The organism is Streptomyces sp. NPDC048496 (assembly GCF_043200055.1).
GTDB lineage: Bacteria > Actinomycetota > Actinomycetes > Streptomycetales > Streptomycetaceae > Streptomyces.
The window spans coordinates 54,957-81,647 of sequence record NZ_JBICXB010000032.1 but is presented as its reverse complement, the minus strand read 5'-3'; the positions used below and the strand labels follow the sequence as shown (position 1 = coordinate 81,647).

At 67.4% G+C, this 26,691-nt stretch carries 20 protein-coding genes and 1 pseudogene; 11 read left to right on the top strand and 10 right to left on the bottom strand.

Annotated elements, in window-relative coordinates; genetic code table 11:
• Positions 1–413: 413 nt before the first annotated feature.
• Complete coding sequence (locus ACGFSA_RS24965; protein ID WP_393307743.1) at positions 414–1,538, bottom strand: hypothetical protein; 1,125 nt, start codon at positions 1,536–1,538, stop codon at positions 414–416.
• Between the two features lie 206 nt (positions 1,539–1,744).
• Here ACGFSA_RS24965 and ACGFSA_RS24960 point away from each other — a divergent pair, with 206 nt between their 5' ends.
• Both ACGFSA_RS24960 and ACGFSA_RS24955 read left to right on the top strand, forming a co-directional pair.
• Complete coding sequence (locus ACGFSA_RS24960; protein WP_393307741.1) at positions 1,745–4,033, top strand: 2OG-Fe(II) oxygenase; 2,289 nt, start codon at positions 1,745–1,747, stop codon at positions 4,031–4,033.
• 67 nt (positions 4,034–4,100) lie between these two features.
• Positions 4,101–4,315 (top strand): annotated as a pseudogene (locus ACGFSA_RS24955) (DNA-binding response regulator); the annotation flags it as partial.
• A gap of 88 nt (positions 4,316–4,403) precedes the next feature.
• On the opposite strand, the gene ACGFSA_RS24950 reads toward ACGFSA_RS24955, so the two are convergent.
• From ACGFSA_RS24950 to ACGFSA_RS24935, 4 genes are all read right to left on the bottom strand, one after another.
• A complete protein-coding gene (locus tag ACGFSA_RS24950) occupies positions 4,404–4,823 on the bottom strand; it encodes a PIN domain nuclease (RefSeq protein ID WP_393307739.1) in 420 nt (139 codons plus the stop codon).
• Positions 4,823–5,077, bottom strand: coding sequence for a type II toxin-antitoxin system VapB family antitoxin (locus ACGFSA_RS24945; RefSeq protein ID WP_013001761.1), 255 nt, complete (start codon positions 5,075–5,077; stop codon positions 4,823–4,825). The genes ACGFSA_RS24950 and ACGFSA_RS24945 overlap by 1 nt, the downstream gene beginning before the upstream one ends.
• Before the next feature lie 1,590 nt (positions 5,078–6,667).
• Positions 6,668–6,802 carry a hypothetical protein gene (locus ACGFSA_RS24940; RefSeq protein WP_393307737.1) on the bottom strand — a complete coding sequence of 45 codons (135 nt, stop codon included), beginning with the start codon at positions 6,800–6,802 and terminating at the stop codon, positions 6,668–6,670.
• Positions 6,803–6,815: 13 nt separating this feature from the next.
• Positions 6,816–8,345 (bottom strand): helix-turn-helix domain-containing protein, encoded by a 1,530-nt coding sequence (locus ACGFSA_RS24935; protein WP_393307735.1) that lies wholly within the window; start codon positions 8,343–8,345, stop codon positions 6,816–6,818.
• Between the two features lie 701 nt (positions 8,346–9,046).
• Between ACGFSA_RS24935 and ACGFSA_RS24930 the strand changes: the two genes are divergently transcribed.
• Positions 9,047–9,922 (top strand): hypothetical protein, encoded by an 876-nt coding sequence (locus ACGFSA_RS24930; protein WP_393307733.1) that lies wholly within the window; start codon positions 9,047–9,049, stop codon positions 9,920–9,922.
• Positions 9,923–10,530: 608 nt separating this feature from the next.
• Here ACGFSA_RS24930 and ACGFSA_RS24925 read toward each other — a convergent pair.
• Positions 10,531–10,935, bottom strand: coding sequence for a hypothetical protein (locus ACGFSA_RS24925; RefSeq protein ID WP_393307731.1), 405 nt, complete (start codon positions 10,933–10,935; stop codon positions 10,531–10,533).
• Positions 10,936–11,240: 305 nt separating this feature from the next.
• Here ACGFSA_RS24925 and acnA point away from each other — a divergent pair, with 305 nt between their 5' ends.
• Complete coding sequence (acnA, locus tag ACGFSA_RS24920) at positions 11,241–13,955, top strand: aconitate hydratase AcnA (RefSeq protein WP_393307729.1); 2,715 nt, start codon at positions 11,241–11,243, stop codon at positions 13,953–13,955.
• Positions 13,956–14,046: 91 nt separating this feature from the next.
• On the opposite strand, the gene ACGFSA_RS24915 is transcribed toward acnA, so the two are convergent.
• On the bottom strand, positions 14,047–14,961 hold the full coding sequence (locus tag ACGFSA_RS24915) for an FG-GAP repeat domain-containing protein (RefSeq protein ID WP_393307727.1): 915 nt from the start codon (positions 14,959–14,961) through the stop codon (positions 14,047–14,049).
• Positions 14,962–15,534: 573 nt separating this feature from the next.
• Here ACGFSA_RS24915 and ACGFSA_RS24910 point away from each other — a divergent pair.
• Together ACGFSA_RS24910 and ACGFSA_RS24905 are read left to right on the top strand one after the other, a co-directional pair.
• Positions 15,535–15,720, top strand: a complete 186-nt coding sequence (locus ACGFSA_RS24910) for a Tn3 family transposase (protein ID WP_393307725.1) — start codon at positions 15,535–15,537, stop codon at positions 15,718–15,720.
• A gap of 37 nt (positions 15,721–15,757) precedes the next feature.
• Positions 15,758–16,318: a TetR/AcrR family transcriptional regulator gene (locus ACGFSA_RS24905; protein WP_393307723.1), complete on the top strand. Its 561-nt coding sequence runs from the start codon at positions 15,758–15,760 to the stop codon at positions 16,316–16,318.
• Between the two features lie 135 nt (positions 16,319–16,453).
• On the opposite strand, the gene ACGFSA_RS24900 is transcribed toward ACGFSA_RS24905, so the two are convergent.
• Both ACGFSA_RS24900 and ACGFSA_RS24895 read right to left on the bottom strand, forming a co-directional pair.
• Complete coding sequence (locus tag ACGFSA_RS24900; protein ID WP_393307722.1) at positions 16,454–16,660, bottom strand: DUF397 domain-containing protein; 207 nt, start codon at positions 16,658–16,660, stop codon at positions 16,454–16,456.
• On the bottom strand, positions 16,644–17,489 hold the full coding sequence (locus tag ACGFSA_RS24895; protein ID WP_393307721.1) for a Scr1 family TA system antitoxin-like transcriptional regulator: 846 nt from the start codon (positions 17,487–17,489) through the stop codon (positions 16,644–16,646). The genes ACGFSA_RS24900 and ACGFSA_RS24895 overlap by 17 nt, the downstream gene beginning before the upstream one ends.
• Positions 17,490–17,640: 151 nt before the next feature.
• Between ACGFSA_RS24895 and ACGFSA_RS24890 the strand changes: the two genes are divergently transcribed.
• Positions 17,641–18,285 carry a histidine phosphatase family protein gene (locus ACGFSA_RS24890; RefSeq protein ID WP_393307747.1) on the top strand — a complete coding sequence of 215 codons (645 nt, stop codon included), beginning with the start codon at positions 17,641–17,643 and terminating at the stop codon, positions 18,283–18,285.
• 247 nt (positions 18,286–18,532) lie between these two features.
• Positions 18,533–18,844 carry a cupin domain-containing protein gene (locus tag ACGFSA_RS24885; RefSeq protein WP_393307719.1) on the top strand — a complete coding sequence of 104 codons (312 nt, stop codon included), beginning with the start codon at positions 18,533–18,535 and terminating at the stop codon, positions 18,842–18,844.
• 153 nt (positions 18,845–18,997) lie between these two features.
• On the opposite strand, the gene ACGFSA_RS24880 is transcribed toward ACGFSA_RS24885, so the two are convergent.
• The gene (locus ACGFSA_RS24880; RefSeq protein WP_393307717.1) at positions 18,998–22,846 is read right to left on the bottom strand and encodes a GH92 family glycosyl hydrolase; all 3,849 of its coding nucleotides are present in this window, start codon (positions 22,844–22,846) and stop codon (positions 18,998–19,000) included.
• A 502-nt stretch (positions 22,847–23,348) separates the two neighbouring features.
• Between ACGFSA_RS24880 and ngcE the strand changes: the two genes are divergently transcribed.
• From ngcE to ACGFSA_RS24865, 3 genes are read left to right on the top strand one after another with little or no spacing between them, the layout of a single operon-like run.
• Entirely contained in the window at positions 23,349–24,797 is a 1,449-nt protein-coding gene (gene ngcE, locus ACGFSA_RS24875) for an N-acetylglucosamine/diacetylchitobiose ABC transporter substrate-binding protein (RefSeq protein WP_393307715.1), read from the top strand.
• Positions 24,798–24,847: 50 nt separating this feature from the next.
• Entirely contained in the window at positions 24,848–25,771 is a 924-nt protein-coding gene (locus tag ACGFSA_RS24870; RefSeq protein ID WP_366693079.1) for a sugar ABC transporter permease, read from the top strand.
• A complete protein-coding gene (locus tag ACGFSA_RS24865) occupies positions 25,771–26,688 on the top strand; it encodes a carbohydrate ABC transporter permease (RefSeq protein ID WP_393307712.1) in 918 nt (305 codons plus the stop codon). Before ACGFSA_RS24870 ends, ACGFSA_RS24865 begins: the two co-directional genes overlap by 1 nt.
• Positions 26,689–26,691: the final 3 nt, after the last annotated feature.

Here is a 26,691-nt window from a genome sequence, read left to right as displayed (position 1 = left end):
GGGCCACCAGCAGGTCCCGGGCCCGTGGAACCCGGCGTCATCCGGCACGTCAGCCGACGCGCACCCCTGACCGGCACCGTCCCCGGACAGGAATCCACGCGACATCACGGACGCAAGATCAACCGACTGCCGCTGTGAAACAACGAGGCCAGCGCTCCGATCTCCCTGTCCGCGACTGGCCGCTCGGCCGTCCTCGCCGCGCTCCGCCTCCTGGCCGAGGGCCCACGCGGCCATACCTGACCGGGCCTCAGAGCCTGTCGGGCGACCTCTGATCGGGCGGTCACGGCGTGGCACGCACGCTTCCGGCGTTGCCGAAATGCCCTAGTAGCTTCGCTACGAGGCCATCCCGGCGCCTTGGAATCGCACGCACCACGCCGCGTCCGCTCTCCGATCGAAGGTCACCCGACAGGCTCTCAGCGGGTCGTCAGGCCTGCGTTGGTGAGGCGCCGCATCAGCGAGGGTTTGCCGCGGTGCTGTTCGCGCAGGTCGTGCAGGCGCCGGGCGAACTCCTCGGGAGTGTCCGCCCGGTCGTGGACCTCGCGGAGATCCTTCAGGAGGGTGACGGCGGCGTCGTAGGGGCTGGGCTGCTTCTGCCCGATCAGGCGGGCGATGTCCTGCCAGGCTTGCTCGGCGTTCTCGGCCAGGCGGTTCAGGTGGCTCTCGCGGGCCCGCCGTTCGGCTCGGCGGGCCTGGGCGCGGGCCTGCTCTTGCTGTCGGGTGTGCTCGCTGCGCACCTCGTGGGCGGCGTCGAGGAGCTCCGCGGCTGAGCGGCGCCGGGTAGGGGTGGTGTGTTCGGCTGTACGACGGGCCGCGGCGCTGTGGCGGGCCAGCAGCGTGGGGCCCGGCTGTGGGGCGGTGCCCAGGGCTGTGTCCAGCAGCAGGGTGTCCTTCTCGTGTGGTGGGAGGGCGCGGATCCAGGCGGTGAGCGCGTCCTTGTCGATTGCCTGGGAAGGGGCGGCACCGCTGGCGCGGGCAGCCGCGGTGAGCAGATGCGGGTCGACGTGCAGGAAGTCGGCCAAGGCCTGCTGCGGGCCCGTGAGTCGGGCAAGGCCAGCGGGTACGGGCGGCTCGATGGCGTGGGTGTACTCGTCCTCGTCGACGTCGGCCTCCAGCTCCCAGCGGGTGAGCGCGGAGAGCCAGGCCAGATAGAGGGGGCGCAGGTCGCCCGCGGCGAGTTCGGTACGCAGGGTGGTGAAGAAGGCGAGAGTGAAGGAGGTCTCGAAGTCCCACTCGCCGCCGTCCTCGGCCTCGTAGGAGAAGTCGAGCAGCAGGTGCCCTTTCCTGGTCCAGCAGGTCAAGGCGGCTTCCGCGCAGTAGGGTTCGGCGTTGCGGGCGGGCAGCAGCGTGGTGGGCAGGCGCAGCATCAGGCGCCGCGAGCCCCAGTTGGCGAAGTACAGGTGCGCGTCGTACAGCTGCTCCATCAGTTCGCGCTCATCGCCGCGGAAGCTGCCGTAGTGGTACTCGTTGACGAAGTGCGTCGCGCTGATCCCGGCCCGGCTGGACAGCGCCCGCACCTCTTCGAGCTCGTCCTTCGTCAATGGCCGGTCGATGGTCTGGAACTCGTAGTACTGGTACTAGCTCACAGCCGCGCAGCCTACCGCCGTGCGCTGCGGCTCATCTCACGGGACCTGGATATGATCCCTCGTTCGGGGCCCATCCACGGTTACGGTCCTGGCGGTGCTGTCGGGTTCGTAAGATCGAGCCGAGAACGACGGGCCCGCAGGGGCCGGAGGGCAGGCGTGCGGTGGCGGCACCGAGGGAACGGCTGGCTGGGCTGCTCGGCGGGGTGAAGACGGCGGGGACTTTCAGCGCCCGGCTGGAAGCGCCTGCGGCCGGCCTGGGCCTTGAGGTGGCCGGGGTTGGGCCGGTGGGCCTTCCGCTGCGGGCGCCCCAGGTGAAGCGGCTGATCTCGGTGGCACGGCCGGCGTTGTTCGGAAAGGGCGAGGAGACGCTGAGCGACACCAGCGTGCGTGACACCTGGCAGATCGGCCCGGATCAGATCGGTCTTTCCGGTCCTGCTTGGCCGTCGCTGCTGAGTGGCGCGCTGGAGCATTTCCGGGGCGCTCTCGCGCTTCCGTCGGCGACCCGGCTGCGGGCCGAGCCGCACGCGATGCTGGTGTACGGGAAGGGACAGTTCTTCCTTCCGCACCAGGACTCGGAGAAGGACGACGCCATGGTGGGCACGCTGGTGCTCTCCCTGCCTTCGGCGCACACAGGGGGAGAACTGGTCGTAGAGCACGCCGGGCAGGAGTGCGCCTACCGCGCATCGAAGACGGATCTGACCCTCGTCGCCTTCTACGCCGACTGCAGGCACCAGGTCACTCCGGTCCGAACCGGGTACCGGGTAACGCTCACCTTCAACCTGCTCGCCGAGCCGGGGACTCCAGCAGAGGCCTCCGGGCCGCTGGCGGAGCTGGCACACAGTCTGGGCCGGCACTTCGGCTCGCCCGTCACGCCGCGTTACGGCAGCCGCGAGTCGGATCCGCCGACCCGGCTCGTGTATCTGCTCGATCACGAGTACACCCAGCGGGGCCTGAGCTGGGAGCGGCTCAAGGGCGCCGACGCGGGGCGTGCCGCGCTGCTGCGCGCCGCCGCCGGGCAGGCCGGGTGCGAGTCGGTGCTCGCGCTGGCCGAGGTGAAGGAGACCTGGGATGCCTGTCCCGAGGGGGACGATCCCTGGGACGACTACGGGTACGACGAGGATGACGAGGATGAGGACGGCGACGGCGATGCGGGCGCGGACGGGGACTACGTCCTCCAGGAGCTGATCGACGACGAGGTCACCCTGGGCTGGTGGACCGGTCCGGACGGCGCCGGCGGCGAGCAGATCTCGTTGCGGATTCACGACTACGAGGTGTGCGCGAGTACCGCGAGCGCGGCCCTGACGCCCTACGAATCCCAGTACGAGGGCTACATGGGCAACTACGGCAACACGCTCGACCGGTGGTACCGGCGGGCCGCGGTGGTTGTGTGGCCGCGCGAGCGGGCCTTCGTGGCCCGCGGCGAGGCCGGATCGGGGTGGGCCCTGGAGGAACTGCGCGTTGGCATCGCGAGGGGCGACCTGGACCGGGCGCGAGACCAGGCGCAGTCCCTCGCCCCCTTCTGGAAGCGCACCCGCCCGCAACGTGAGCTGCTGGACCGCGCGTTGCAGGTGGCTGCGAGCCTGGAGGCGTCCGAGACCGCGGCGATGCTGCTGGAGCCGTTCCAAGCAAGCGCGCTCGGCCCGGAGCACGCGGACGCATTGGCCGTGGCAGCCGAGCGGTACGGAACCGGGTGGATGCGCCGGGTCGTCGAGGTCTGGTTCGCGTCGGCCCACCGCCTCGACTCGCAGCAGTACCAGTGGACGGAGCGTTTGCCGGAGCTGTGCGCGTCGCTGCGTGCCCGTCGCGCGCCGGCGGTGGCGCGGCTGCTGTCCGCCGGGGTCTGGGCTGCTGTGGACAGCGGCCTGCAGCTGTGGACCATGACCGGGCCGGCCGAGATCCGCCGTGCGCAGCTGCAGCAGCTGGCCCTGCCGCTGGGACACGTCCTGGCGGCGGCCGACGAAGAACTGTGGGACGGGATCCTGGCGACGCTGCGTGAACGCGGGGACACGGTGCTCGAGTGCCTGATGCCGCTGCTGCGCCGCGCCGCGGAGGCGAGCACGTCGGCCGAGCGGGGTGTGGCGGGGCTCGACGCGATCGCGCGGGACTGCGCGGACCGGCTCCGCGTGGTGTGCGAGCGGGCGCCGCGCGCTGCTGACGACTGGTCCATCGCCTGGACCGGGTGCGGCTGCGAGCTGTGCGCTGTTCTCGGTGCGTTCCTCGGCTCCCGGTCGCGGCGGGTCCTCGAATGGCCGCTGGCGAAGGAGGGACGGAGGCATGTGCACACCAGGATCGACTCGGCCGAGCTGCCGGTGCACCACCAGACCAGGCGGCAGGGGCGGCCGTACACAATGGTGCTGACGAAGACCCAGGAGCTGTTCACCCGTGAACAGACGGTCCGCCGTCAGGCCGCGGCCGACCTGGCATGGCTGATGTCGCTGCGGAACGGATGACTGCGGCTTCCGGTGCGGCGGCTCGTCGCGCAGGCACGCCCCGGGCCGGAGAACCGGTTCATCGGCCGAGGCGACCCGCCAGATCGTCGCTACCGGCGGTCGCACCCGCGTCCTCATCGATGACACCACCTTCGACATGGACGAGTAGGCCTACGAGGATCTGCGCGCCGGTGCCGGCGCCTTCCTGCTCAAGGACGCTCGCCCCCCAGGAACTCATGGCCGGCATCCCATGCAGTCGCCACCGGCGAGGCCGTCGTCGCCCCGAGCCTGCCCCGCCGCCTACGCCCACCAGGTCCTCGCCCCGTCCGGGGCACCACGCTGCCGCAATGGATGTGCCCGCCCCCGAGAGCGGCTGGGAGGCTCGACCTGCTCAACGGTCGGCGCTGCCGGGCGGGACGACCCATTCGGTGGGCTGGCCGGTGAGGGAGGCGATCATGTCGAAGTCGCCGTCGTAGTGGAGGACGGTTCGCCGGTTCAGTTCCGCGGTGGCGGCGATGAGGAGGTCGGGGAGCGACAGGGCGCGGTGGAAGCCCGCGTTGAGTGCGTGGCGCTGGACCTCCAGCGCGCGGGTGAAGGTGTCGTCGTCGCTGTGCAGGTAGTCGAAGGCGTGGAGCCAGGTGCTGATGCGTGTCGCCTCTGCGCCATCCCGTGCGGAGTGGATCATCTCGAACTCGGTGGGCTGGCACACGGCGAGGAGGTAACGTTCGTGCAGAGGCTTGAGCACCTCCTTGACGCTCGGCTTCGTCCAGCGGGCGAGGGCGGACTTGTCGATCAGGTAGCGGTCTTGCATCAGGCGGCCCGGCCTCCGTCGCGGTCGCCGTTGTGTTTGAGGGAGCCGTCTGCGTTGCGGGGCCCGGTGTTCTCGACGATCTCACTGAAGTCGAGCTCGCCGGCCTCCATGGCGTCGAAGCCCTCCTGTCGCAGGTGCCTCTTGACTGCGTCTTCCATGGCGAGGCGGACGGCTTTGGCCTTCGTCTTGGTCCCGAAGATGCGCATGGCCTCGGTGACCATGTCTTCATCGAGGTCGATGACGGTTCTGGCCATGTGAATGGTCCTCTCAGAGATGCTTCTACCAGCGAAATGATACCATTCATCGGCTGCGATAGATATCGTTTCGATCGGGGGTGCCCTCGTGGGTGGAGGCTGCGGCGTTCGTGGCGGCGTGCTGCGCGGTCGCTCCTTGTGAGAAATAGACAGTCGTCCTCATGTCAGGCTCCGCCCCTGTCGGGGGTTTCGCCAGAAGCGATGGGGCGGCGGAAGGAGGCTGGCCAAGCAGCCCCGTCGGTGGACAGCCGGTGGACAGACGCCTTTGGACAGTGCATCACGGGGTGGCACAGGTCAACCCGTCGCACGGGCTCTGATCAGGCAAAGTGTCACCACGCAGCGCGACGGAGCACGAGGTAACACGAACGCTCACGGTCTCGTCATACGTAGGTCTCGGGTTCGAACCTGAATGCGGCTTTACTGAATCTTCGGCTCAGAAACTGTCGGTGTTGGAGACCTTCATTCAGTGGACGTGGCGAGGGCGCGGGTCGCAGGCCGTAGGCCCGCGGCTGTCAGCGTTTTTACAGCGGCATAGCGGTTGCTCTATCACGATGATCCAGCTGCACCAAATCGCTGTTCCTCCGGACTCTGGTGCTCCTTGTCAGTAGACGTGCGCAGTTTCTCGGCGCGCAGGCGAGGGGGCGGAACGTCCGCTGCTTCGATGGCGATTACCCAGGAGACACACGCTTTGTTCAGCGGATTGAGAGCCGGATTCGTCCGTGAGTCCGCCTGCTGTTGTTCGCTGAGCCACACATCGAGCAGGTCGGCTGGCGGAGGAGGTGGAGAAGGAGGCGGAGACAGCCAGACTGGCGCAGCAGCGCCAGCGTGAGCTGGCCTTACGCGGGAGCAAGGAAGCACAGCAGCAGGCACGCCGGTCGCTGGCGCAAAGGAGGGTGCGCCGGGTGATGGCCCAGGAGGAACGGGCTGCGCGGACGCGGGGCGGCAAGCCTCCCCAACTCGGAGAACGAAAACACGTCGCAGACCATGCGGTCACACGGCTCGCGCGGGACAGGGGCCGGGTAGCGGCCGTCGGATGGAGCATCGGTGACGCCCGGTACGCCGGCGGCATCCCTCTTGTCGGTGACAACAGCTTCCCATCGCCGTCATCGATCCGGAACCGGACCAGGTGGACGACCAGGCAGCGCGGCTCCTGGTCGGGCTGCGCCTGATGTTCACCAGTACCCACCGAGGAGCACAGTTCCTCAAGCACGCGTTGCGCCCCGCGGCCGATGCAGGGGGCGAATACTGGGTGATCATCCTTGAGGTTCCGCCCATCCGGCAACGGCAGGCCCCGGCCGTACCGGAGCAGCGTTCACGTGCTGTCCCCAGCATTCCGCCCGCGCCGGTGCCGTACGCCCCGCAGGCGGTGGCCCCGCCCCGCACCCCGCCGTCTGCTCCGCCGGTCTGCACATGCACGACGCCGCTCCTGGTCGCGACGCTCCCGCACGGAAGAGAGGACGCGGAGCCGTCGGAGCGGATGACGGCCTCAGCAGCAATGTTCTCAGCCGTCTGCCAGCAGTGCGGGAGGCGGTACGACAAGCCATGGCGCAGGCTTCCTGGTTGACAGCCAGGAGAGCTGGCACTGCCGGACTACTTCTTCGGCTGGCTCTGCTTGCGGCGCAGCTCACGGATGCGGTCCTGCTCCGCGAGCAGCCGCCGGTTCTCCTCCACCAGTGACAGGCGCTGCGGCTTGGCAGCCCGTTGCCCCTTGCCCTCAACGGGCACGACACCGCGCCGGTCAGATGTCGCGGAAGATCTCGATCTGCGCGCCCACCGAGTTGAGCCGTTCCGCCAACTCCTCGTAACCGCGGTTGATCACATACACATTGCGCAGTACGGAGGTCCCCTCGGCCGCCATCATCGCGAGCAGTACCACCACGGCGGGCCGCAGCGCGGGCGGGCACATCATCTCGGCCGCGCGCCACCGGGTGGGGCCCTCCACCAGGACCCGGTGCGGGTCCAGGAGCTGGAGGCGGCCGCCCAGCCGGTTGAGGTCCGTCAGGTAGATCGCGCGGTTGTCGTAGACCCAGTCGTGGATGAGTGTCTTGCCCTGCGCCGCGGCTGCGATGGCCGCGAAGAACGGCACGTTGTCGATATTGAGACCGGGGAACGGCATGGGGTGGATCTTGTCGATCGGGGCCTCCAGCTTGGAGGGCCGGACCGTCAGATCGACCAGCCGGGTACGTCCGTTGTCCGCCGGGTACTCCGTCGTGCGGTCGCAGTCGACGCCCATCTCCTCCAGCACCGCGAGCTCGATCTCCAGGAACTCGACCGGTACCCGGCGGATCGTCAGCTCGGACTCGGTCACCACGGCGGCGGCGAGCAGGCTCATCGCCTCGACCGGGTCCTCGGAGGGGGAGTAGTCGACATCCACATCTATGTGCGGGACACCGTGCACGGTCAGCGTCGTCGTACCGACGCCGTCGACCCGTACGCCCAGCGCCTCCAGGAAGAAGCACAGGTCCTGGACCATGTAGTTGGACGAGGCGTTGCGGATGACGGTCGTGCCGTCGTGGCGGGCCGCGGCCAGCAGCGCGTTCTCCGTCACCGTGTCGCCGCGCTCGGTCAGCACGATGGGCCTGCCCGGGGTCACCGAGTGGTCTATCTGGGCGTGGTAGAGACCCTCGGTCGCGGCTATCTCCAGGCCGAACCGGCGCAGCGCGATCATGTGCGGCTCGATGGTCCTGGTGCCGAGGTCGCAGCCGCCGGCGTACGGCAGTGTGAACCGGTCCATGCGGTGCAGCAGCGGGCCGAGGAACATGATGATGGAGCGGGTCCGCCGGGCGGCGTCCGCGTCGATGGCGGCCATGTCGAGCCGGGCCGGCGGGACGATCTCCAGATCGGTCCCGTCGTTGATCCATCGGGTGCGCACACCGATGGAGTTCAGCACTTCGAGGAGGCGGTAGACCTCTTCGATCCGGGCGACCCGGCGCAGCACCGTACGGCCCTTGTTGAGCAGCGAGCCGCAGAGCAGGGCCACGCAGGCGTTCTTGCTGGTCTTGACATCGATCGAGCCGGAGAGCCGGCGCCCGCCGACGACCCGCAGATGCATCGGCCCGGCGTAGCCGAGCGACACGATCTCACTGTCGAGTGCTTCACCGATGCGGGCAATCATCTCAAGGCTGATGTTCTGATTGCCGCGCTCGATGCGGTTCACGGCGCTCTGGCTGGTGGCGAGGGCCTCCGCAAGCTGACTCTGTGTCCAGCCCCGGTGCTGACGGGCGTCACGTATGAGCTTGCCGATGCGTACGAGGTAGTCGTCTGACATGGCGCCAGGTTATCTCAGATATGAGATGAAGATCGTACGGGGGTGTGGCATTCGGGTGATGGGTGCGATGGGAGCAGGTGAGAACGGGAAGTGTGGGGGATGGTGGGGGAGGTGGGCGTTGACCGTTGCCGCGGCGGCCCGTCTCCGATTCCGGGTGCGTGCCGGCCGTACCCATCGTCCGACCGGTGCGGCGGTCCGGCATGCGGGGCGCGTCCGCGCGGGTGGCACGGAGCGCGCCGCGCACATCCGTCCGGGAGTCACACCGCGGACAGCGTGATCCTGCCGGAGTGCGGCGGGTCTCCCCGAGCCGGTGCGCCCCGGCGGCGTTCCCCCCGGAGGGGCGCGCCGCCTGCGTCGTAGCGCCCTGGCGCGACAGTAGCCGGGGGTGGTGCGCCCCGGCGCCCCGTTCCCGCCCCCGCGGGTGCCGGCGCAGTCGCCCCGGACCTGGGCGATGTGCCGGGCAGGATCGGTCGGTGTCCATGGCGCCGAAAACAAAGACCGCCACCGTGTCCCCGAATCAGCGGAAGGCGGCACGCTCGTCTCCGTATTCAAAGAAGTAATAAATACCTGCGGACACGCAGCGCCATCGAGTAACGGGATGCCTCGCGCCCGCAACACTGTGATGTCCACTCATTCATGACGTGGAAGGTGCTCACTCCGGGAGGGCGAGGCGCCGATCGACCGACCAGGAGTGATTGACATTGGAAAAGTCTGAATTCCTTACCGGCCTGAACACCGGCACCGGTCACTCTGTGATGAAGAAGCTGCCGGAGGTCACCCTGGCCTTCTGGATCATGAAGATCGCCGCGACGACGCTCGGCGAGACGGCCGGCGACCTGTTCGCCCAGACCCTCGGGCTCGGCTACTTCCTCACCACGGTCGCGCTGTTCCTGATCTTTGTCGTGACGCTGGTCGTGCAGCTGAGGTCCACCCATTACAACCCCTATTTCTACTGGACCGTCATCCTGTCCACCAGCATGGCCGGCACCACGATGTCCGACTTCATGAACCGTGACGCCAGCTCCACGTACCTTTCCGGCGGGGCCACGTCGCTGGGCTGGGGACCGCAAGGCCTGGGGCTGGGGTACCCCACGGGAGCCGCGATTCTGATCTCGCTCCTTATTGCCATCTTCGTCATCTGGAAGTTCACCGGGCTGACGTTCTCCATCCGCGACATCGTCACCTTTCGCGGGGAGGCTCTCTTCTGGTCGGCGATTCTCGTCTCGAACACGCTCGGCACTTCCATGGGTGATTTCCTGTCCGACAGCTCCGGACTCGGTTATGCGGGCGGCGCGCTTCTCGTCACCGGGCTGCTCGCGGTGCTTCTCGCACTCATGCGGGTGCCTGTCGTGCCGAACGTCCTGCTGTTCTGGATCGCGTTCGTGCTCACGCGCCCTCTCGGGGCCACCGTCGGCGACTTCCTCACCAAGCCTGTCGCCAAGGGGGGTCTCGACCTCGGGACGGTGGGCTCGTCGGTCGCGCTCCTCGCGCTTCTCCTCGGTCTCGTGGCCCATGCCCATGTGCGGGAGCGGAGGAGCGCCGTGCCGCGCAACGAGGTCCTGGCCGAGAACTCCTGAGCACGGTCGGCAGCCGGCTCGGGCAGCTGCCGCGCGTTGCCGAGCGGACGACTGCCGCGCCGCGCCGCGCCGAGGAGGCCGGTGCGAGAGCGGGCGGCATCGTACGGGCTGACCTGTCGCATCGAAGTTAGTCGTCTGAGTCGCGTTTACCTGCGTGGACTAGGTTGAGTGAGATGGATTCTCCGGATGTTCTTGATTGAGTTGGGTTGTTTTGCGTAGGCGGTGAAGCCTCTTGTGACAGAGCGTCAGAGTTTGCAAGTGACAGCGGTGCCATGCCCATGACCGAGTAGAGTCACGGAGCATGGGGCGAAGCGCCGGGGGCGGGCACACGAGGAGCTACTACCTTGCGTGGGGTGCAATAGCCGAAGTCTGTATCGGCGCCGCACTCTACGTGTGGATCTCCAGTCGGGAGACCACACGTCGTGCGGCATTCGGCTCAGAGATTCCCGGCATGCCCTGGGGCGCCGTGTTGGTAGCGGCGCTCATGGTGACCGCAGTCGCGGGCGTTCTTATCGTGGTCACGTCGGGTATCTCCCGAGTTCTCCGATGGGGAGTCGCGATAGTGGTGGCCGTCGTCGCCGGTTTGGTCTGGTCGCTTGCCCTCAATTTCATGGTTCAGCCTTCAGCGGCTGGGCTCCTGTCGGCGGTGAGTGCCGTAGGCATGGGCATTGCCGGGACTGGTGCGGTGCGAGCCCCTCTGCGCCGTGTGGCCGGGAATCCATCAGGCTGCGGCGAGCGCTGATTGCGTGCCGGTTGAGCAGGACCAGCCGACGGCCGCAGGCCACTGTCTTCTCGACGAACGAGGTGGCGACCACGAGCATCCGGGCGTGATGGTCGAGCCGGTCCTCGTCATGGAGAGACCGCTCGACCGGAGACAGCCTGCCCAACTCGTCGGGAGTCAGCAGCGCCACGTCCTCGAACCGAGCCGTCACACAGTCCAGCAGCGGACGCCGTCGAGACTCATGTGCGGCGTCCATGTACGACAGCTCGACGTACGGTTCCGCAAGATCCACCCCAACCGGTACAGCCACTCGGCACCCCCAGTGCGATCACCCGCACGACTGGGTTCGCTGAGTAAACGCCTCGATTGGATGAGAGCGGTCACGGGCAGCCGGGCATGACCGTTCCGCGGTGATGTACTAGAGTTATCTCGACATCGAGATATCTGCCGAAGGTGCACCGCGCCGCCGAATGGTAAGGGTTACCTAACTAAGCCTTACCTTAGCGGATGGTCGAGGAGCCGTAGGCGGCACCACGCGGCGCCCGCCGTAATGAGGCGCGGCGCGGTGGTACGCGCACATTGATGAAGGAGACTGTCGTGTCGGCGAACAGCTTCGACGCCCGCAGCACGCTGCGCGTGGGCGACGAGTCGTACGAGATCTTCAAGCTGGACAAGGTCGAGGGCTCCGCGCGCCTCCCTTACAGCCTGAAGGTGCTGCTGGAGAACCTGCTCCGCACCGAGGACGGCGCGAACATCACCGCCGACCATATCCGGGCGCTGGGTGGCTGGGACTCCCAGGCCCAGCCCAGCCAGGAGATCCAGTTCACGCCGGCCCGCGTGATCATGCAGGACTTCACCGGTGTTCCGTGTGTCGTGGACCTCGCCACCATGCGTGAGGCCGTGAAGGAGCTCGGCGGCGACCCGGCGAAGATCAACCCCCTCGCGCCGGCCGAGCTGGTCATCGACCACTCCGTCATCGCGGACAAGTTCGGCACCAACGACGCGTTCGCGCAGAACGTCGAGCTGGAGTACGGCCGCAACAAGGAGCGCTACCAGTTCCTGCGCTGGGGCCAGACCGCCTTCGACGAGTTCAAGGTCGTCCCCCCGGGCACCGGCATCGTTCACCAGGTCAACATCGAGCACCTGGCTCGTACGGTCATGGTCCGGGGTGGCCAGGCGTACCCCGACACCCTCGTCGGCACCGACTCGCACACCACCATGGTCAACGGCCTCGGCGTGCTGGGCTGGGGCGTCGGCGGCATCGAGGCCGAGGCCGCGATGCTCGGCCAGCCGGTCTCCATGCTCATCCCGCGCGTCGTCGGCTTCAAGCTGACCGGCGAGCTGAAGCCCGGCACCACCGCCACCGACCTCGTGCTGACCATCACCGAGATGCTCCGCAAGCACGGCGTCGTCGGCAAGTTCGTCGAGTTCTACGGTGAGGGCGTCGCCGCCACCTCCCTCGCGAACCGCGCCACCATCGGCAACATGTCGCCGGAGTTCGGCTCCACCGCCGCGATCTTCCCGATCGACGACGAGACGCTGAAGTACCTGCGCCTGACCGGCCGTGACGAGCAGCAGGTCGCGCTCGTCGAGGCGTACGCCAAGGAGCAGGGCCTCTGGCTCGACCCGGCCGCCGAGCCGGACTTCTCCGAGAAGCTGGAGCTCGACCTCGCCACGGTCGTCCCCTCCATCGCCGGCCCGAAGCGCCCGCAGGACCGCATCGTCCTCGCCAACGCCTCGCAGCAGTTCGCGCAGGACGTCCGCAACTACGTCTCCGAGGACGAGGAGGCCGGCAAGGAGTCCTTCCCGGCGTCCGACGCCCCGGCCTCCTCCAACGGTGTGCCGTCGCGTCCGACCACGGTCACGGCCCCCGACGGGACGACGTACGAGATCGACCACGGCGCCGTCACCGTCGCCGCGATCACGTCCTGCACCAACACCTCGAACCCGTACGTCATGGTCGCCGCGGCGCTCGTGGCCAAGAAGGCGGTCGAGAAGGGCCTGACCCGCAAGCCGTGGGTCAAGACCACGCTCGCCCCGGGTTCCAAGGTCGTCACCGACTACTTCGACAAGGCGGGCCTGACCCCGTACCTCGACAAGGTCGGCTTCAACCTCGTCGGCTACGGCTGCACCACCTGCATCGGCAACTCCGGCCCGCTGCCGGAGGAGGTCTCCAAGGCGGTCAACGAGCACGACCTGGCCGTGACCTCGGTGCTCTCCGGCAACCGTAACTTCGAGGGCCGGATCAACCCCGACGTCAAGATGAACTACCTGGCGTCCCCGCCGCTGGTCGTCGCGTACGCCATCGCCGGCTCGATGAAGGTCGACATCACCAAGGACGCCCTGGGCATCGACCAGGACGGCAAGCCGGTCTACCTCGCGGACATCTGGCCCACCGAGGCCGAGGTCAACGACGTCGTCGCCAACTCCATCGGCGAGGACATGTTCAACAAGTCCTACCAGGACGTCTTCGCGGGCGACGCCCAGTGGCAGGCGCTGCCGATCCCGACCGGCAACACCTTTGAGTGGGACCCGCAGTCCACCTATGTGCGCAAGCCCCCTTACTTCGAGGGCATGACGATGGAGACCACCCCGGTCTCCGACATCACCGGCGCCCGCGTGCTGGCGAAGCTGGGCGACTCGGTCACCACCGACCACATCTCCCCGGCCGGTGCGATCAAGGCCGACACCCCGGCCGGCACGTACCTGACGGAGCACGGCGTTGAGCGCCGCGACTTCAACTCGTACGGCTCGCGCCGCGGTAACCACGAGGTCATGATTCGCGGCACGTTCGCGAACATCCGCCTGCGCAACCAGATCGCCCCGGGCACCGAGGGTGGCTACACCCGCGACTTCACCCAGGCCGATGCGCCCGTGTCGTTCATCTACGACGCCTCGCAGAACTACCAGGCCGCCGGCACCCCGCTGGTCATCCTGGCGGGCAAGGAGTACGGCTCCGGCTCGTCCCGCGACTGGGCCGCCAAGGGCACCGCGCTCCTCGGCGTCAAGGCCGTCATCGCCGAGTCGTACGAGCGCATCCACCGCTCGAACCTCATCGGCATGGGCGTCCTCCCGCTCCAGTTCCCGGAGGGCGCGACCACCGAGGCTCTCGGCCTCACCGGCGAGGAGACCTTCTCCTTCACCGGCGTGACCGAGCTGAACAACGGCACCACGCCGCGCACGGTGAAGGTCTCCACCGACACCGGTGTGGAGTTCGACGCGGTCGTCCGCATCGACACCCCCGGTGAGGCGGACTACTACCGCAACGGCGGCATCATGCAGTACGTGCTCCGCAGCCTGATCCGCAAGTAGGGATCGGCGCACCACGGCGGAAGGGCCGCATCCCCGGTGACGGGGATGCGGCCCTTCGTTGTGCACGGGGTGTTCCCGGCTACCGGACGGCTCAGAAGAGCAGGCGGTAGGTGTTCCAGCCGGAGGTACCGATCCTCACGCGGGCCTTGAACGGGGCGGCCGCGTTGCCGGTGCCCTGGTAGCTCCACAGAGCCCCGGTCGTGTCGCGCGCGATGAGGTCGGTCTTGCCGTCGAGGTTCAGGTCACCGCTGGAGATGAGGTAGTTGTACGTGTTCCAGCCGGCGCCGATCTTGGTACGGGTGGCGAACGGGGCCTTGTAGTTGCCCGTGCCCTTGTACAGCCAGAGGACTCCGGCCTTGTCGCGGGCGACGAGGTCGTTCTTGCCGTCACCCGTCAGGTCGCCGTTGCCGGCGAGCTGGGTGTAGATGTCCCAGCCGCTGCCGACCTTGTAACGGCTCGTCAGCTTGCCGTTGCCGTAGTTCAGGTAGAGGTACAGATTGCCGCTGCTGTCGCGGGCGAGCAGATCGCCCGCGCCGGCGCCGCCCAGGTTGCCCGGGGAGACCAGCTTGTTGTAGATGTTCCAGCCGCTGCCGACCTTGGTCTGGGTGGTGACGTCGAAGTTCTGGTAGTAGAGGGTCGAGCCCTCGCGGGACCAGATGCCGTCCGCGTCTCCGTCGGCGCCGTTGTCCACCTGCAGGACGGAGTTGACGGGCTTCCAGCCGTCACCGGCCTTGTCGCGGGCGGTGAGGCCACCCGTGCCGGTGGGCGTGTACGAGTACGCGGTGCCGGTCGAGTCGATGCCGTAGAGGGCGAAGACCGGGGTGGTCGCAGCGGCGGCGGCCGCTGCCGCGCGGGGCTGCGCGGTGTCGGCACCCAGGGAGGGCTGGGCGCTCGGGGCGTCGGCGGCGACTGCGGAGGTGCCGGTTCCGACGAGGGCGGCGGTGAGTGCCGCGGCCGCCGCGCGGGCGGCTATGCGTCTGTGCTTACGGCCAGAGGATTTGGCCACGAAGTACTCCATGGATCGGGATGAGTTGTGGCCCGCCCACGAGCGCAGGCGGGCCGCATTTTTTTCACCCGAATGGTGTCATGGACTCAGGTGGGAGAACTGCCAATTGAATAAAAGAGCAGGCGATATGTGTTCCAAATGTGTTCCAACCACCTGTGCCGATCACGACCGGGACTTGTACGGTGCGGCGGCGTTGCCGGTGCCCGCGTACAGATAGAGGGCGCCCGAGGCGTCCCGGCCGACCAGGTCGGTAACGAATATGGCTGCGAACGCCGCTGACCTGCCGTGATCCCGTGTCGTATGCGGTAGCTGGCTCGTTCACCGCGCAGTGCGGTAAGCCGTCGATATGACTGGGCATCCGCGGGTGAGCGACGGTGGGGGTCCTGGTGGCGACGCGGGTGTTCGCGGATGACGAGCTGGCGCGACTGCGGGGCTTCCCGGAGATCAACAAGGAAGAGCTGATCCGGTTCTTCACGCTGACGCCGGCGGACGTGGGGTTCATCGACCGAGGCCGCCGCGCTCAAGGAGGAGCTGTCCGAGCTGCTGCCGCTGGCCCCGATCGCCTCGCTGCAGGTGGAACTGGACCGCCGTACCGGGTTCCTGGACTGCTTCACGCATGTCGGCGGCAAGCAGACCCGCTCGCCGGAACTGAAGCGGAACCTGCTGGCCGTTTTGATCGCGAACGCGACGAATCTGGGCCTGGTGCGGATGGCGGAGGCGTGCGATCAATCTACATCCAGGGTGTCTCATAGTGGATAGACCGGTGGTTCTACCGTCAACCGTGTCAGAATTGGGTGTGACGACAACGAGACCGGGACCCCGCGAGCGGCTGCTGGAAGCGGCCCGTGACCTCACGTACACCCGTGGCGTGCACGTGGGGGTGGATGCGATCCTCAAGCAGGCCGGGGTCGCCCGCCGCTCGCTCTACCAGCACTTCGGCGGCAAGGGCGGTCTGATCGCCGAACTCCTGCGCAGCTACCCGGGCGAGGACCGCTACCGCCAGATGATGGACGACGCCGGTGACGATCCGCGCCGGCGGATCCTCGCGGTCTTCGACGAGCTGGAGAACGTCACCCAGCGCCCGACGTTCCGCGGCTGTCGCTACACGTCGGCGGACCTGGCCCTCACCGACCCCGGGCACCCCGCGCACGTGGAGGTCCGCGCCTTCAAGGACGGCCTGCACGAGCTGTTCACCAGCGAACTGACCCGCTACGGCCACCCGGCCCCGGAGTTCGGCGCCAATCAGCTCCTGGTCCTGATCGACGGCACCCTGGCCCACGCGGTGACCCGCCCGGACGCCCATCCGGCCCTGGCGGCACGGGGAATGGCGGAGCTGCTGCTCGACGCGAACGCCTGACTCGCGTGGGGCGGGGGACCTTGACCGGAAGCCAGGCGGTCAGTGGCGTACGGATCCGGGCGGCGGTGGCCTGTGCGAACACGACGACGGCCGTGTGACGACCGGCCGGACCTCCGATGTGCCTACTGAACTGCTTCAGAACGCATGGCTCTTGACCCCCTCGACGAAGGCCATCCAGCCGGCCGCGCCGAACACGAGCACCGGACCGTCCGTGATCTTGCTGTCGCGCACGGGGGCGAGGCCCGGAGCGCCGTGGGCCACCTCTACGCAGTTGCCGCCGTCCCCGTTGCTGTAGGAGGACTTACGCCAGGTTGCCGTGGTCAGATCAGCTGCGGTAGTCATCGGTCGCATAGTCCTTCGCCGCCGATTCGATCAGGGCCAGGGATGCCTCCGGCGACAGCGCGGCAGCCCTGGCCAGATCGTATGCGGAACCGAACTGGTCCACCACCGATGTTTCCTCGATGAGTTGGCCGCCGTAAGCGCCTTCGGTGTACACGGCAGGTGGGGCATCGTTGAAGCGCATCAGTGTGACCGAGGTGTCCAGGAACGGGGGCGCCCCGGCGGAGAACGGAAACACTTGAGCGATGAGGCGCGTACGTGACCGGGTCTGCTCGGCGAGGTGTGTGAGTTGCTCAGCCATGACGCAGGCTCCGCCCACCAGCACGCGGAGGGCAGCCTCGTGGACAATGACCCACAGAATGGGGGCCGTTGGGGAGTCGAGCAGGTGTGCCCGATCCATCCGGGTCCTGACGTGCCCCTCGACGACGGACGACGTGGCGAATGGCTGAGCGGCCTGAGTCAGGGCCCGTGTGTACGCCTCGGTCTGCAGAAGTCCCGGCACCACCAAGGATGAATACTCCTCGATCGACTTGGCGCGCTCCTGAAGTTCCGCAGCATCGGCGAAGTAGCTTGCCACCTTGGACTTGCGGGCCAGCCGGCACAACCGCTCCAGATGCTCCCCGCTACCGAAGAGCTGATCGAAGACGCGGGACACGTCGATCTGCGGCCGCCGATTCGCCGACTCGAACTGCCCGATGTACGAGCCCGAGCAGAACACCCGCTCGCCCAGCTGCTCCTGGGACAACCCGGCGGCCTCGCGCAGGCGGCGTAATTCGGAGCCGTAGAAGGCTCGCGGGTTGGTGTACGGGTCCAGTTCCTTGGGGTGCGGCATGTGGCGGAATGTAGCCGGACACGAGGTCCCCGGACTCGGAAACACGGTACCGGCCACCCCATCGTGGACGGTCCGGAATGCAATCGTGGATCAGCGGGTTTGCAACATCCGCAGCACGCGGCGCGACCAGTACGAAGAGCGGATGGCACCCATGGGCGAGTTGATCCTGATCCGGCACGGCGAGACCGAGTGGTCCCGGAACGGGCGGCACACGAGCCACACCGATCTGCCCCTGACCGACCTCGGCGAGCGTCAGGCCCGCGCTCTCGCGCCGCTGATCGCCGACCGGAAGATCGGGCTCACCCTGGTCAGCCCGGCCCTGCGCGCCCGGCGCACCGCCGAGCTCGCCGGCCTCGACTCGCCCCGTGTCACACCTGACCTGCGCGAGTGGGACTACGGCGGCTACGAGGGCGTGACCACCGTCGAGATCCACCGGACCCGGCCCTCGTGGAACCTGTGGACCGATGGCGTCACCCCCGGCCCCGAGGCACACCCCGGGGAGACGCCGGCTGAGGTGGGCAGGCGCGCCGACCGCGTGCTCACCGAGATCCGGACGGCCGCCGAACAGGTAGGGAACGCGGACATCGCTCTCGTTGCGCACTCCCACTTCCTGCGCGTGCTCACCGCCCGCTATCTGGGGCTGGCTCCGGCCGGGGGCACCATGTTCCAGCTCGCCACCGGGGCCGTCTCCCGGCTCGGCACCGAGCACGGGAAGCCCGTCATCACCGCCCTGAACCTGGCCCTGCCCGAGAGTCTCTTCCGCGCCGCGGTCCCGGAGTCGCCCGAGCAGGCCTGAGCAGGCCCGCGCTGTTCAGTCCATCGCGTCCGTCCCCATGTCGGCACGCATCGCGTCCCGCACGCTCATCGCGGCAGCGCAGGAGACGGGCGGGCCCCTGAACAGGCCCTCCTGCCGGATCCCGGCGTGCCGGTGCGGCGCTGGTGGCGGCACGTATATTCGGCTGGTACGACACGGCGATCAAGCCTGTGACGTGGGCTTGTTCGGCCCGGAGAACGAGCATGAACCAACAGCGAGGAGCAGGCCGATGACGACAACCGCTCGCCCGAGCATGCAGCACGAGGACGATCGGGTGCGGGTCACCCGCTGGGACTTCGAGCCCGGGACGCGTACCGGCCGCCATGTCCATGCGTACGACTACGTGGTCGTGCCGGTCGTCGACGGTGTCATCAGTGCCTTCGCGCCCGACGGGTCGGTGACCGAGTCGCAGCTCCGGGCCGGTGAGTCGTACGCCCGTCCGGCCGGTGGCGAGCACGATGTCGTCAATACCGGCAGTGCCTGGCTGGCCTTCGTCGAGATCGAGCTCAAGGGGACCTCGGCTGCGACCGTGTCGTCCTGAGCCCGAGCGCCGCGGACCGCCGGGGATGCCGTCCCCGTACCTCCCGCCTCCTCGGCGGCCGGCCCGATCCGGCGACCGACTTCGGCTGCACCGTGGGACGAAAGAACGGCCGGTACCTCGCCCGAGGTACCGGCCGTTCACGGAGTGGAGAGGTCAGGAGATCAGCTCCACCTCCGCCAGGGTCCCCTCACCGACCGGCACCAGGCGATAGCGCGCGTACGTTCTCGCCGTGCCCACCGAGAACACCCGGGTCTGCTTGTCCCAAGCGAACGACTGCCCGGACCGCTTGTCGAGGTCCTTCCATGTCGTGCCGTCCGCAGAGCCCTGCAGGACCCAGCCCGTCGGCGCCTTCGCCGCGGCGCCCGAGGTCAGCGTGTACTGGACCGCTTTCGTCGCCGACCCGACCGGGAGCTCCACCGCGCCGGTCACCGTCGCCGTCGTGGCCGACGTGTTGTCGAACAGCGCGCCTTCGCCCTTCAGGACGTCCTTCTTCGGCGACGGCACCTGGTCGTCCTGGGTGATCGAGGTCGGGGCCGCGTTCTTGCCCGTGCCCCACGCCGACGGCTTGGCACCCATGTCGAACTCCAGGACGCCACCCTTGGCAAGCAGCTCGTGCGGCAGCGACGTGGACGTCCACTTCTTGCCGTTGACCTTCAGGCCCTGCACGTAGATGTTCTTCGCGCTGTTCTTCGGGGCCTTGACCACGAGGTCGTGGCCGTTCTCCAGGTGGACGGTGGTCTTCGTGAAGAGCGGCGAGCCGATGGCGTACTCGCCACTGCCCATTACCAGGGGATAGAAGCCGAGTGAGGAGAAGAGGTACCAGGCCGACTGCTCGCCGTTGTCCTCGTCGCCGTGGTAGCCCTGGCCGATCTCGCTGCCCGTGTAGAGGCGGCCGAGGACCTCGCGGACCTTCTCCTGGGTCTTCCAGGGCTGCGACGCCGCGTCGTACATGTACGTGACGTGGTGCGCGACCTGGTTGCTGTGGCCGTACATGCCCATCCGTACGTCACGGGCCTCCGTCATCTCGTGGATGACACCGCCGTACGAGCCGACGAACTCGGGACCGGCCGTCTCCGGGGTGGAGAAGTACGTGTCGAGCTTCTTCGCCAGGCCGTCGCGGCCGCCGTACAGGTTCGCCAGACCGCGGCTGTCCTGCGGAGCCGTGAACGCGTAGCCCCAGCCGTTCGTCTCCGTGTAGTCGTAGCCCCAGATCCGCGGGTCGTACCTGTCGGAGGCGACCCGCCAGTCACCCTTGGCGGTCCTGCCCTGGAAGAAGCCCGCCTTGGAGTCGAACAGCTCGACATAGTCGCGGGCCCGGTTCAGGAAGTACTCCGACTCCTCCTTGTACCGCTCCTTCTTCGTCTTCTTGTAGAGCGCCTGGCCCATCTGCGCGAGACCGTAGTCGTTGAGGTAGCCCTCCAGCGACCAGGACAGCCCTTCGTGCGTCGACGTGTTCGCGTAGCCCACGAACGGGGAGGTCGCCATCCCCTTCCGGCCGACACCCGACGTCGGCGGAACCACGGTGGCGTTCTTCAGGGCCGCCTCGTACGCCGCCTCGCCGTCGAACTTCACGCCCTTGACGTACGCGTCCGCGAACGCGACGTCCGACGAGGTGCCGGTCATCAGGTCGGCGTAGCCGGGGGAGGACCAGCGGGAGATCCAGCCGCCGTCCTTGTACTGCTGGACGAAGCCGTCGACCATCTCGCCGGCCCTCTTCGGCGTGAGGAAGGAGTACGCGGGCCACGTCGTCCGGTAGGTGTCCCAGAAGCCGTTGTTGACGTACACCTTGCCGTCGACGATTTTCGCCCCTGTGTGGGTGGGGGTGTCCGAGCCGATCTGCGGCGAGAACGGGCTGGCGTACTGGTCCCTGCCGTCGACCCGTTCGAAGCCCGAGTTCGGGTAGAGGTACAGCCTGTACAGGCTGGAGTAGAGCGTCGTCAGCTGGTCGGCGTCCGCGCCCTCGACCTCCACCTTGCCCAGGATGTCGTCCCAGGCCTGCTGCGCCCGGTCCTCGACGTGGCCGAAGGAACGGGACGCGGGGATCTCGGCGGCGAGGTTCTGCTTCGCCTGGTCGATGCTGATCAGCGAGGTGGCCAGGCGCAGGTTGACCGTACGGTCCTTGCCGGCGTCGAAGCGGAGGTAGCCCGTCACGTCGTCACCGCCGCCGCCCTTGAGCTTGCCGCTCGCGGTGACCGGGGCGTCGAAGACGCCGTAGACGAAGAGCCGGGTGGCGCCGGTGGAGAGGCCGCTCTTCACGTCGGAGAAGCCGGTGAAGGAGCTGGTCCCCGGGTCGAGGGTGAGCCCGCCGTCGTTGGAGATGTTGTCGAAGACGACGGACGCGTCGTCACCGGGGTACGTGAAGCGCATCCGCGCCGCGTGGTCGGTCGGCGTCATCTCGGCCTTGAGGCCGTTCTCGAACGTCACCCCGTAGTAGTGCGGCTTCGCGGTCTCGTTCTCGTGCTTGAACGGCAGCGCGCGCGCCGTGCGGGAGGCGTCCGGGGTGTCCTTGGCCACCGACGGCATCAGCTGGAACGTCTGCCGGTCGCCCATCCACGGGCTCGGCTCGTGGCTCGCGCTGAACGCCTGGAGCGTGGGCAGGTTGTCGGCGTTGTTGGCGCGCTGGTAGTCGTACAGCCAGCTCGTCGAAGCGGCGTTGGTGACCGGCGTCCAGAAGTTGAAGCCGTTCGGGACGGCGGCGGCGGGGAAGTTGTTTCCGCGCGAGAAGCCGCCGCTGGAGTTGGTGCCCCGTACCGTCGACGCGTAGTCGGACAGATGTGCCCGGCGCTTCTCCGGGGCCTTCGGGGCGAGCTTGATGTCGTCGATCCAGCCCTGGAACTTCGCCGGGCCCTTGGGGGAGTCGTACGCCACCAGGATCCGGTCGACGGTCTTCCCGGCCGCGACCGTGCCGATGCGCGAGGCGACCTTGTTCCACTGGTTGACGTACAGCCGCTTGGCGTCGGCCTGGCCCTGCGGGGTCAGCGGACCGCCGTGGCTGTCGGTGGCACCCAGATCGCTCAGGTACGTGCCGTCGGTGAACGCTAGGTCGACCGACACATGCGTGGCCGGGTACGAGAGGTCCGTCTCGCCCATCTGCGGGTAGACGAGGTAGGAGAGTTCGGTGTTCCGGGTGACGGCCGTGTCGACGTCGAAGATCTTGTTGTACGAGTACGCCCGGCCGTCCGCCTTGTGCGTGCCCGCGTAGCGCAGGGCCTTCTTGCCCGTGAAGCCCGCGCCGGCCTTGGCCGTGGGGGACCCGGACGGGCCGCGGTCGATCTGGCTGCGCATCTCGTCGGGCGTCGGCGTGCTGGTGTTGCCGTCGGAGAACTGGACGTCGGCGAGCTGGGTGATGTTCGAGGCGCCGTTGTTCTTCGTGATGTCCAGACGGAAGTGCTGGTAGGCCGTGTCGGCCGTGATGTCGTACGACTTGGTCTGGAAGCGCTCGCTGAAGGACTGGTCGGTCCGGGAGTCGAGGTCCTTCCACGTCTTGCCGTCGGCGGAGCCCTGGAGCGTCCAGTTCCTCGGGTCGCGCTCGTCGTAGTCGTTGGCCGAAGTAAGTGCGTAGGTCACGACCTTGACCGGTTCGGCGAGATCGAACTCCAGCCAGGCGGTGGGCGCGAAGGTCAGCCACTTGGTGGCGGACTCCCCGTCGATGAGGTTCTCCTTCACCTCACCGCCGCCGGTGTTCTCGTCACTGGCTCGGACATCTGTGACCTTACCGGTGACATTGCCCGGTATTCCGGACGAGAATCCGCCATCGATGCCCGATGACCGCTTTTTTCCGTCAAGCCCCTCTTCCACGGTGTTACGCCAGTCCGGCTGCTTTTCATCTGCCTCGAACGAGGAGGTGAACGTCTGGTCGGCTGTGGGCTTTTCACCCCTTTCGGGGGAACTTGCCGACTGCGCGGCGGCCGCCGTCGGGGCGGTCACGGCCAGGACCAGTGAAGCCGCAATGAGTGCGGCTGTGCGGCTTTGTCTTGTGCGAGAACCATGTCGGGGCTGCATGCCGAGCCATTCCTCCCGAGGAAGTGCGCGTTGGACAACGTTGTCAGGGTGATGCGCAGGATCCAGTAGGGAGCCAAGTGACTGGATGTGTCAAGGGTGTTGGGCACGAACGGTCGGGAGAATCGACCGTATTGCGGAAATCGTTACACCTGGACGAGGACGCACGGGGCCCAAGTATCCGCGAGGTCTCAACTCGGGAAAGACTGCCGCCCAAAGCTGCATTCGATCTTGCTCAGTTGGCCGCAAGTGGACTATACCTGTCGGCGTCTACCCCGCCGTTTTCCACGCGGGCGGACAAGGGGGCCGGGGGAACGGTCGAGGGGGTGCCATGAGGTGCACCCGTCGCTCGATCTCCCGAATCCCCCACTGCATCCGGCTAGCCTGCAAAATCAGCATGACCCAAGCGCAACTGACCGCGGTGGCGGGGCCCTTCGCCTGAGGCGAATTTCGACGGGCGACCGGTACACACCGCCTGAGTCCTGGAGAAGGCGAGGACTTGAGCATGGGATCCACCTCCGGCCACACGAATGAGGGCCTTGGCCGTCGCGACGTGATCAAGCGGTCTGCCGCACTCGGTCTGATCACCGTTCCGACCATGAGCTTCCTGTCGGCGTGTGCGAGTAGCGACAGCGGCACCGACGACTCGGTCAAGAAGGGCAAGACGAGCGCCAAGAACCCGCTCGGCGTCAACGAGACCGCCGCCCTCGACGTCGTCATCTTCGACGGCGGTTTCGGTCAGCAGTACGCGATCGACGCGGAGAAGAAGTACAACGCGGCCTACCCGAAGGCCCCGAAGGTCAAGCACACCGCGACCCAGAAGATCCAGTCGCAGCTGCAGCCGCGCTTCAACGGTGGCACCCCGCCGGACCTGATCGACAACTCGGGCGCCGAGCAGATGGACATGGGTGTCCTCGTCGGCAAGAAGCAGCTGCTCGACCTGACGCCGCTGATGGACGCCCCGTCCATCGACGACCCGAGCAAGAAGGTCCGCGACACGCTGCGCCCCGGTGTCCTGGAGATGGGCCAGTTCGACGGCGACCCGGTCTGGATCATGTACTACGCGTACACGGTCTACGGTGTCTGGTACTCGCAGACCGCGCTGGACAATCTCGACGCGCAGTACCCCGAGAACTGGGACGACATGCTCGCCCTCTGCGCGAAGGCGAAGAAGAAGGGCATCGCCGGCTGGACGTACGCCGGTAAGTACCCGTACTACCTGCCGTTCTCGCTCTACCCGTTCATCGCCAAGATCGGTGGCCGGGAGGTTCTCGACAAGATCGACAACCTGGAGCCGAACGCCTGGAAGGACCCCGCGGTCAAGGCGGCGTTCGAGGCGTACTACGAGCTGTACCAGAAGGGGTACATCCTCAAGGGCACCCCGGGCATGACCCACATCCAGTCGCAGACCGAGTGGACCAAGGGCAAGGCGCTCTTCATCCCGAACGGTTCGTGGGTGGAGAACGAGGCGGCGCCCACCACGCCCAAGGACTTCAAGATGATGGTCGCGGCGCCGTCCAGCCTGGACGCGTCCGACAAGATGCCGTTCGGCACCATCTGGGCCTCCGGCGGCGAGCCCTTCATCGTCCCGGCCAAGGCGAAGAACCCCGAGGGCGGCATGGAGCAGCTGCGCATCATGCTCTCCGAGGAGTCCTCGAAGAACTTCACCAAGCAGGTCAAGTCCCTCAGCGCCTTCAACGGTGGCACCGACGGTCTGACCCTGTCCACGGCCATGCAGGCCGGCGTCGACGCGCTGAAGAAGGCCGGCGACAACGTGGTGAACCCGCGTCTGCAGGACTGGTACGTGAAGCTCCAGAAGGAGCAGATCGGCGTCGCCGGCATCGGCGAGATGATGGCGGGCCGCGCGACCCCGGCGGAGGCCATCAAGAAGATCCAGGCCTTCGCGGACGCGGCGGCCAAGGACCAGTCCATCAAGCACTACAAGCACCAGTGAGCAACCGTCACCAGCGGCGGCACCCGCGGAAAGATCGGGGTCGGTAAACGATGCAGCACGGTAAGTACCGGTTCATTGTGGGGTTCTTGGCAGCCCCACTGGCGTTGTACGCGGTCTTCGTCATTTGGCCGTTCATCCAGTCCATCTACTATTCCTTCACGGACTGGACCGGCCTGAGCCCGGACTTCAAGATGGTCGGCTTCGACAACTACACCAGGATGCTGAAGGACGACATCTTCTGGAAGTCCTTGCAGCACAGCGTGTTGCTTGTGCTGCTGCTGCCGCTGGTGACGCTGGGCCTCGCGCTTTTCTTCGCCTTCATGCTCAATGTCGGCGGCCGGCGGCGGAAGAACGCCACGGTCGCCGGCGTGCGGGGTTCGGGCTTCTACAAGATCGCCTATTTCTTCCCGCAGGTGCTCTCGATCGTGATCGTCGCCCTGCTCTTCCAGTTCGCGTTCAACCCCAGTGACGGGATGCTGAATTCGACCCTGAAGGGCATCGGTCTCGGCTCCATCCAGCCGGACTGGCTGGGCGATCCGAGCCTCGCGCTCATCTGCGTCATGTCGGTGCTGGTCTGGTCGACGGTCGGATTCTTCGTCGTCCTGTTCTCCGCCGGAATGGCGTCCATTCCGAAGGACTTCTACGAGGCGGCGCTCCTCGACGGCGCCAACCGCATCACGACGTTCTTCCGGATCACCCTGCCGCTGCTCTGGGACACGGTGCAGTCGGGCTGGGTCTACATGGGAATTCTGGCGCTCGGCGTGGAGGCGTTCACGGCCGTACAGGTCATGACCGTGGGTCCCGGTGGTCCCGACTACTCGACCACGGTCCTGCCGCTGTACGTGTACCAGACGGCCTTCCGTGACGGCCAGGCAGGATACGCAACAACGATCGGTGTCGGACTGCTCATCGTCACCATGGCCTTCGCGGCTATCGTGATGCGACTGGGCCGGCGCGAGCGGCTGGAGTTCTGATGAAGACCACTGACACCCCTCCCGCGCCTGCGGCGGACCGCGTGCCCGTGTCGCCGGTGACCGTGCCCGGTGGCAAGAAGGAGAAGAGCAGCGAGGGCTCCGTCCTCAATGTCTTCTCACACGGTGTGCTGATCATCTGGGCGATCCTGGTCGTCATGCCGCTGCTCTGGGCGGTGATGGCGTCCTTCAAGACGGACGACTCGATCCTGTCGACGCCGTGGGCACTGCCCGACAAGCTGCACTTCGAGAACTGGTCGCGCGCCTGGAGCCAGGCACACATGAGCGACTACTTCTTCAACACGATCATCGTGGTGGGCGGCTCGCTCATCGGCACGCTGCTGCTCGGTTCCATGGCGGCGTACGTACTGGCGCGGTTCGACTTCCCCGGGAACCGCTTCCTGTACTTCCTGTTCATCGGCGGGATGAGCTTCCCGATCATCCTGGCGCTGGTCCCGCTGTTCTTCGTGATGAACAACATGGGCCTGCTGAACACGGTGCACGGGCTGATCCTGGTCTACATCGCGTACTCGCTGCCGTTCACCGTCTTCTTCCTCACCTCGTTCTTCCGGACGCTGCCGACCTCGGTGGCGGAAGCGGCGATGCTCGACGGGGCCTCGCACACCCGGACGTTCTTCCAGGTGATGCTGCCGATGGCGAAGCCCGGCCTGATCAGCGTCGGCATCTTCAACTTCCTCGGGCAGTGGAACCAGTACATGCTGCCGACGGTGCTGAACACCGAACCGGATCACCGGGTGCTCTCCCAGGGCCTGGTCGAACTGGCCACCAGCCAGGGATACAAGGGGGACTGGTCCGGCCTCTTCGCCGGTCTGGTGATGGCGATGCTGCCGGTCCTCGCGGCCTACATCATCTTCCAGCGCCAGGTCGTCGCGGGCCTGACCGCGGGAGCCGTGAAGTAGCGG

Bases quoted from the DNA above. Each gene is read 5' to 3' on its own strand.
- ACGFSA_RS24900 (WP_393307722.1), bottom strand. From the start codon at position 16,660: ATGACTACCGCAGCTGATCTGACCACGGCAACCTGGCGTAAGTCCTCC.
- ACGFSA_RS24890 (WP_393307747.1), top strand. From the start codon at position 17,641: ATGGGCGAGTTGATCCTGATCCGGCACGGCGAGACCGAGTGGTCCCGG.
- ACGFSA_RS24870 (WP_366693079.1), top strand. From the start codon at position 24,848: ATGCAGCACGGTAAGTACCGGTTCATTGTGGGGTTCTTGGCAGCCCCA.
- ACGFSA_RS24945 (WP_013001761.1), bottom strand. From the start codon at position 5,077: ATGGCCAGAACCGTCATCGACCTCGATGAAGACATGGTCACCGAGGCC.
- ACGFSA_RS24950 (WP_393307739.1), bottom strand. From the start codon at position 4,823: ATGCAAGACCGCTACCTGATCGACAAGTCCGCCCTCGCCCGCTGGACG.
- ACGFSA_RS24865 (WP_393307712.1), top strand. From the start codon at position 25,771: ATGAAGACCACTGACACCCCTCCCGCGCCTGCGGCGGACCGCGTGCCC.
- ACGFSA_RS24935 (WP_393307735.1), bottom strand. From the start codon at position 8,345: ATGTCAGACGACTACCTCGTACGCATCGGCAAGCTCATACGTGACGCC.
- ACGFSA_RS24885 (WP_393307719.1), top strand. From the start codon at position 18,533: ATGACGACAACCGCTCGCCCGAGCATGCAGCACGAGGACGATCGGGTG.
- ACGFSA_RS24895 (WP_393307721.1), bottom strand. From the start codon at position 17,489: ATGCCGCACCCCAAGGAACTGGACCCGTACACCAACCCGCGAGCCTTC.
- ngcE (WP_393307715.1), top strand. From the start codon at position 23,349: ATGGGATCCACCTCCGGCCACACGAATGAGGGCCTTGGCCGTCGCGAC.
- ACGFSA_RS24880 (WP_393307717.1), bottom strand. From the start codon at position 22,846: ATGCAGCCCCGACATGGTTCTCGCACAAGACAAAGCCGCACAGCCGCA.